General features: G+C 53.9%; 6 protein-coding genes. 5 read left to right on the forward strand and 1 reads right to left on the reverse strand.

Annotation, left to right across the window (positions count from 1 at the left end):
- From HAP95_RS09265 to HAP95_RS09285, 5 genes are all read left to right on the forward strand, one after another.
- Positions 1 to 1,219, forward strand: a 1,219-nt coding sequence (locus tag HAP95_RS09265; protein WP_215883952.1) for a DNA methyltransferase, incomplete at its 5' end; no start/stop codon positions are given.
- Positions 1,216 to 1,515, forward strand: coding sequence for a hypothetical protein (locus HAP95_RS09270; RefSeq protein WP_215883953.1), 300 nt, complete (start codon positions 1,216 to 1,218; stop codon positions 1,513 to 1,515). The genes HAP95_RS09265 and HAP95_RS09270, both read left to right, overlap by 4 nt.
- Positions 1,516 to 1,654: 139 nt before the next feature.
- Positions 1,655 to 2,467 carry a hypothetical protein gene (locus tag HAP95_RS09275; protein ID WP_215883954.1) on the forward strand — a complete coding sequence of 271 codons (813 nt, stop codon included), beginning with the start codon at positions 1,655 to 1,657 and terminating at the stop codon, positions 2,465 to 2,467.
- Positions 2,460 to 2,612, forward strand: coding sequence for a hypothetical protein (locus HAP95_RS09280; RefSeq protein WP_215883955.1), 153 nt, complete (start codon positions 2,460 to 2,462; stop codon positions 2,610 to 2,612). Before HAP95_RS09275 ends, HAP95_RS09280 begins: the two co-directional genes overlap by 8 nt.
- A gap of 252 nt (positions 2,613 to 2,864) precedes the next feature.
- Positions 2,865 to 4,208: a PcfJ domain-containing protein gene (locus HAP95_RS09285; RefSeq protein ID WP_215883956.1), complete on the forward strand. Its 1,344-nt coding sequence runs from the start codon at positions 2,865 to 2,867 to the stop codon at positions 4,206 to 4,208.
- Positions 4,209 to 4,445: 237 nt separating this feature from the next.
- Here HAP95_RS09285 and pilV read toward each other — a convergent pair.
- On the reverse strand, positions 4,446 to 5,601 hold a 1,156-nt coding region (gene pilV, locus HAP95_RS09290; protein WP_215883957.1), incomplete at its 5' end, for a shufflon system plasmid conjugative transfer pilus tip adhesin PilV.

Consider the following 5,601-nt stretch of genomic DNA (forward strand, 5'->3'; position numbering starts at 1 on the left):
GCTTTGCGATCCGCCGTATCACTTGACACAAAATTCTCGCGGCGGGTCTGCCAGAAAGTGTTCCCAACAGGCCGGAGATGGTGGGACCACCCCTTATGGCCGGCATCGTGTTGGCACGGATACATCCAGCGGGAAAGGCTTTATGGGCCAGACCTGGGACGGCGGCGACGTGGCGTTCCGCCCGGAGACGTGGGAGGCCGTGATGCGGGTGATGAAGCCCGGCGCCTATCTCATGGCCTTCGGGGGTAGCCGGACGTTTCATCGGCTAGCCGTGGCGTTGGAAGATGCCGGGTTTGTGCTGGTGGATACTCTGATGTGGTTGTATGGCAGTGGCTTTCCCAAATCCCACAATGTGGCGGCGAGCATCGACAAAGCTTTAGGCGGATCGGGTCAACGCACGGCACCGCCAAAGATTAATACGTACGATAGCATTTCTCGGGACCCTTCACGGCACAGCAATCCTGCAGATCAATCCCATACAGGTCATTGGGGGTTGCATAGCTCACCACATGGACTGCCGACTATCGAATTGGAAACATCGTCAGCGCAAACATGGAATGGCTACGGCACGGCATTAAAACCCGCCTACGAGCCTATCCTGCTCTGCCGGAAACCCGGTGAGAAAACCTATGCTGCAAATGCCCTGAAATGGGGCTGCGGTGCCATGAATATTGATAGAAGCCGAATCGCCATTCAACCTGACGATGATCCTCGATTAGGCGGGAAGGGCGCATGGCGGACTGATGCCATGGCGAAAACCGTTTATGAGGGCGGCTATACCGGTGAACTGATCGGTTCGTCCACATTGGGCCGCTGGCCCGCCAACGTAATGCTCGACGAAGCCGCAGCGGAGATGCTGGATGCGCAGCCCGGTGTCCGCGAAAGCGGAGTGAGCCGTTTCTTCTATGTAACTAAAGTGTCCACCAAGGAGCGCCAGGCGGGAATGGGTGAAAAGGAAAACGATCACCCCACGATGAAACCCATCGACCTTGCGCGGCAATTGGCTACGCTCCTGTTGCCGCCTCAGCGCGCAGACGGGCCAGCGAGGAGATTGCTGGTACCCTTTTCCGGTTCCGGCTCGGAGATGATCGGTGCGCTGACGGCCGGATGGGACGAGGTCACCGGTGTGGAGCAGTCGACAGAATATGCGGACATTGCACGGAAGCGGTTGGCGTGGTGGGCGGGGGAAACTCTGGTGCCCATGAAGAAAACGCTATGACTGAACATCGCCCCTCCAACCGAGAAAAATGGTCAGCCATCGTCGCACTGTTAGGAGAAATAATGCTGCTGACCTTCGTCGTGGCGATCCTCCTGACGTTGTCAGGTGCCCTATGTGAATTGGTTGCCCATTTCCTGTTTGGGTATCCATGGCCGTGGGAAAAAACGCATGGGGGAGACCGGCTGTTGTTCTTCACGTTGATTGCGACACCTCTACTGCTGCTGGCCGGGCTGGCATGGGTCACTTTGCGAGATGAGTACCAGCAGATTTTGCGGTCGAGGATGCGGAAATGGTGATAGATGCCATCGAACTGCTATTCATGCTCACGGTAGTCGGATGGTTTCTGTTCAATCTTGGACGATGGAGTGAACGAAGGAGGCTGACTAAGGTTGCCAGAAAATCCAGACAATTGCCCTACCCAAGGAGTCCCACATTATGATCATCCAACCCAAACACATCTCCCCCGGCTGGGCCAAACGCTGGACGTTGCAATCTGTCGATCTGTTCCGGCGAGCGCCCGGGTTGGCCGTCGGCATCATGGCGCTGTTCGCCCTGGTCAATGCCTTCGTTCCGCAACCTCTGGCGTTGGACGTGCCCATTACCGTATTTCTGATGGGGCTATTGTTCAGCAGCTTGCGGGCGGCAGACCACGACAGCGGCCGCTCATGGTCTGCGGCATGGGCCTTCTTTCGCCAGACGTCCCGTGATCTGGCGCATATGGCGCGGGACCTATTTCTGGTGATGCTGGCCGTTAGCGTCATGATGGGTCTGTTCTTCGCTTTTTATAGTGCTGCCACGCACGGGGCCAACGTCGTCAAACCCAACCCCGCCTTTTTTCAGTTGCCGGGCTGGATGCGTTCGGGTACCGCTCGTTCGGGGAGCATGCTGATCCTGGGTGTGTTTATGCCGGGCTTTATCCCACTGATCTTTCTGACCATGAGCGTTGGCAATCAACCATTGATGCACTACGTGTCCGGATTCCACGCGGCCATCCTGAACATGAAAATGACTTATGCGGTTTCAATAACTGGCATGACCAGTTGTATTTTTCTTCTCCCTGTCTTGCGACAAATGCCATCGCCAACACTCGGGATTGCACTCATGGTGTGTTTCGCCATGGCCTTTTGGTGGTTCGGCACCTGGGGCTATCTGTGGTGCCGGGAAATGTTCGATGGAACGGAGGAAAACGCGAAGGAAACGGCGAAACAGCATGTTCACATCATGGCGCAGGAAGAAAACCATGCCTAAAATCCTGTGGATTGTGCTTCTATGTATCGTTTTTCTGCCCGTCGCCGCATTAATTGTGGCGTTGGTGTACGTAACCGCGATCCGTGCGGTTCATCCGCTCGATGGCGAACCAACCAAAACGCCTCTCCAGGAACGGGAGGACTGAACTTTGTCCACGCAGTCTTATCTCATCGCGCAGCAGGTTGTCTCAAGGATCAAGGCGCAATGCCCACGTATCGTGTCCCCGACACGCCATGCTGGACGTTCGTTGAAAAACAGTTTCACGTTTTTTGCTGGCTCCGATCATGAGCAAACGATTCAGCTTCGAAGGGTGATAGCGCGCGCCAATCCATTCTGGGATCCGCTCGACTATGAACCGATGCTCCGAAATTGGAAAACGCGCATCAACGCGAGATGGTTGAGCAATACCTATACTGAAATTCTGAGCAGCGAAATCTACACGGACATGGGGATACCGGAAGGCACGGACCGGTACCATCTGGAAAATGATTTACCAGAGATTATCGGACGTGCCTTACAGATTGCTAAAGCGCAGATATGGGGCATTCCGGTAAACCTGCGGCAGGAGTCCTGGTTTTTCCATCGGCTGATTACCGGTTGCGCCAAAAAAACGGTGCCGGAAGACGTCTGGAAACTGGCCTGCGTCAATGTGGGGAATTTTTATGGCATCAATGAAAGCGTTCTGATTGACGCCATACTGGAACAGAAAGCCTACCAGTCCTTGTACGCCATCCATCCCTTGTTGGGACGGTCATATGTGCCGTGGATACGGAGTTTCGTGACGCGAGATATCCTCGAGGAGGCGGACTATTCCCGTTACGCCCAGCAGTTTTCCTCCGCGCTGGGCGCTTGCGGTGTTCGCAAGTCCGGCGTGAAAACGCTGCACCGCATGGCGGAAAGCAGTCCCAGTACATTCCGGGAAGTCATGCGCCGCATCGTGGGACATGCAGAGGGGGTATCAGAAGAAACCGTCGTCATGCTGAACCTGCTGAATGGGCGAAAACCGTCTTTCAGCGTAACATTCAAGCACGTCTTCGAAAAAACCTGGAACGATAACCGTGTACCCGCACGACATCCGGAAGACATCATGGTCATGACGCGGATTGACCAATGGCTGGCAAAGGACATGCGTTTCGATCGCGAGCTGGTACTGGACTGGATGCGGTTTCTAACCCGCGAACGTCGTGGATCCTTGTATCGAGGTTATCTGGACGTAACGAAGCCTTTTAAGAGCCCGGCAAAGCGCAGGGAGGCAGCCATCGCCTGGGCCAACCGGTCGCAACAAACCTGGCATCGACATCGCCCACAACCAGACCAGCAGGGGTTTTATGCTCCGGCGATGCGATCCCTCCAATGGGAACCCATCGTAAAAGCACCGGAAACAGCCCTTTTGCAATCGGACCTTGCAAATAGCGAATGGCAATTCATAGAATTGACCAGCAGCGAGGCTTTACGGGAGGAGGGCGACGCCATGCAGCATTGTGTAGCGGGATACGACGAGGATTGCTATCGCGGCCGATCGCACATTTTCACGGTGCGCGACGCGCAAGGAACCCGCGTATCAACCCTGGAATTGCGACCCAAACAGAAAACCAGCAAAGGCGCTACACAATACGCCATGGCGCAGAATCGCGGCATACAGAATGCGGTCGCGTCACCCGCTTGCAAAAAGGCAGCAGAGCAGTTTTTGAGGCGGGTGAACGCGTTTCTAAAAAATGTTACTGGTCCGCTGAAAAAGTAATCTGCATCAAATTTTGCGCGTTGACCCCACGGTAGGGCTGACCGGTCACTGCATTATTCAACTGTGATGGAAATTTATGGCCGCACCTACTGGCTAATCATTGGCTATCAAATAGAGATAACGACAAATAAACATCGAAAAACATAAAAGAAACCAACAATATTTGCCGCAGCCTCATCAAATGAACCATCTGCCCATAGAATATTCCTACATAGAGTTTGCACACTAAAAAACGACTCAATTGTTGTTCCAGCACGTCACTGGAGTATTATTGGTGCCAGATCCACCACCATCCCAGTCCCACGCATAATGGTTGCCAACCACGTATGGACCGGCTACCGGCACAAGCTCATCAGCGCCTTGGCCTTGGTGTCCAGTAATACTACAAAATTCCCATATCCCAAAATTAGAACTGCCGTTGCCAGGGATGGTCTCAAAACCAACTTGGTTATAACCAGTCATACCCCCCATCGGCTGCCAAGAACTTCCGTTACACATTAAAGCCTGTCCGTTTCCACTGCCACTAGCCGCTATTTCACCATAGTCTGAACAACCCCATCCTGCGTTAGCTGTACCATTAGCGGTGCCTAACCAAGCATCATAGCCAGCATGAATCTGTCCACCCGCATAGAGATTCCCTGCCTGCGAACTATCACCTGAACTATTAGCCCACCAAGCGCCATCATAGGTAGAAAAATAATTACCGGAACCAACTCCACCGTTGGCATTAACTACCCCACCTACAGAAGCACTGCCCGCTTGCGAACTATTACCTGCGTTATTAGCCCACCAAGCACTACCACCGTTTACTGTTAACGCACTCTGCGCATTCACATCACCCGTACTATTAACGTAACCACCTTGTACGGTAGCCGGTGTCGTGATGTTTCCAGATGCGTTAATGTTATCTACTTCATCAATGCTCGCAGGTTCACTACCGTTTTGGCTCTGCACATAGAATCCACCGGGAGTGCGTACAGCAGCATTTGTGCTGTCACCGTAATAATAGTTGCTACCAATTTGTAGTGCCCCATATTGGCCATTGGGATCCCCAGCGGCCAACGTCTCCGACTGCGCATTAACTTGATTGGCGTTCTGGACGCTGTTTGTCCCCATATTCAGATTGGTCTGCATGGTATTCAACTGCGGCTGGCCGGGGACAGCGACGCGGTAGAGGTAGTCGCTCTGCAATTGACCGTTGCTGTAGGCTAGTAAAGCCGCGAAATGTCCGGGTTGAATGTTTTGGTACCCACTGGTAGTCACAGACCAACCGTCATACGCCCCACAGGCTTCTCCACCACCACATCCAGGTACGGCATACTCCCCGCTACCCCCGCCGATCACACCACCGGACGCCCCGGCAATCTGTGCAACTTGCCCAGCGACTTTAGCC

Source organism: Acidithiobacillus sulfurivorans (assembly GCF_018853815.1).
GTDB lineage: Bacteria > Pseudomonadota > Gammaproteobacteria > Acidithiobacillales > Acidithiobacillaceae > Acidithiobacillus > Acidithiobacillus sulfurivorans.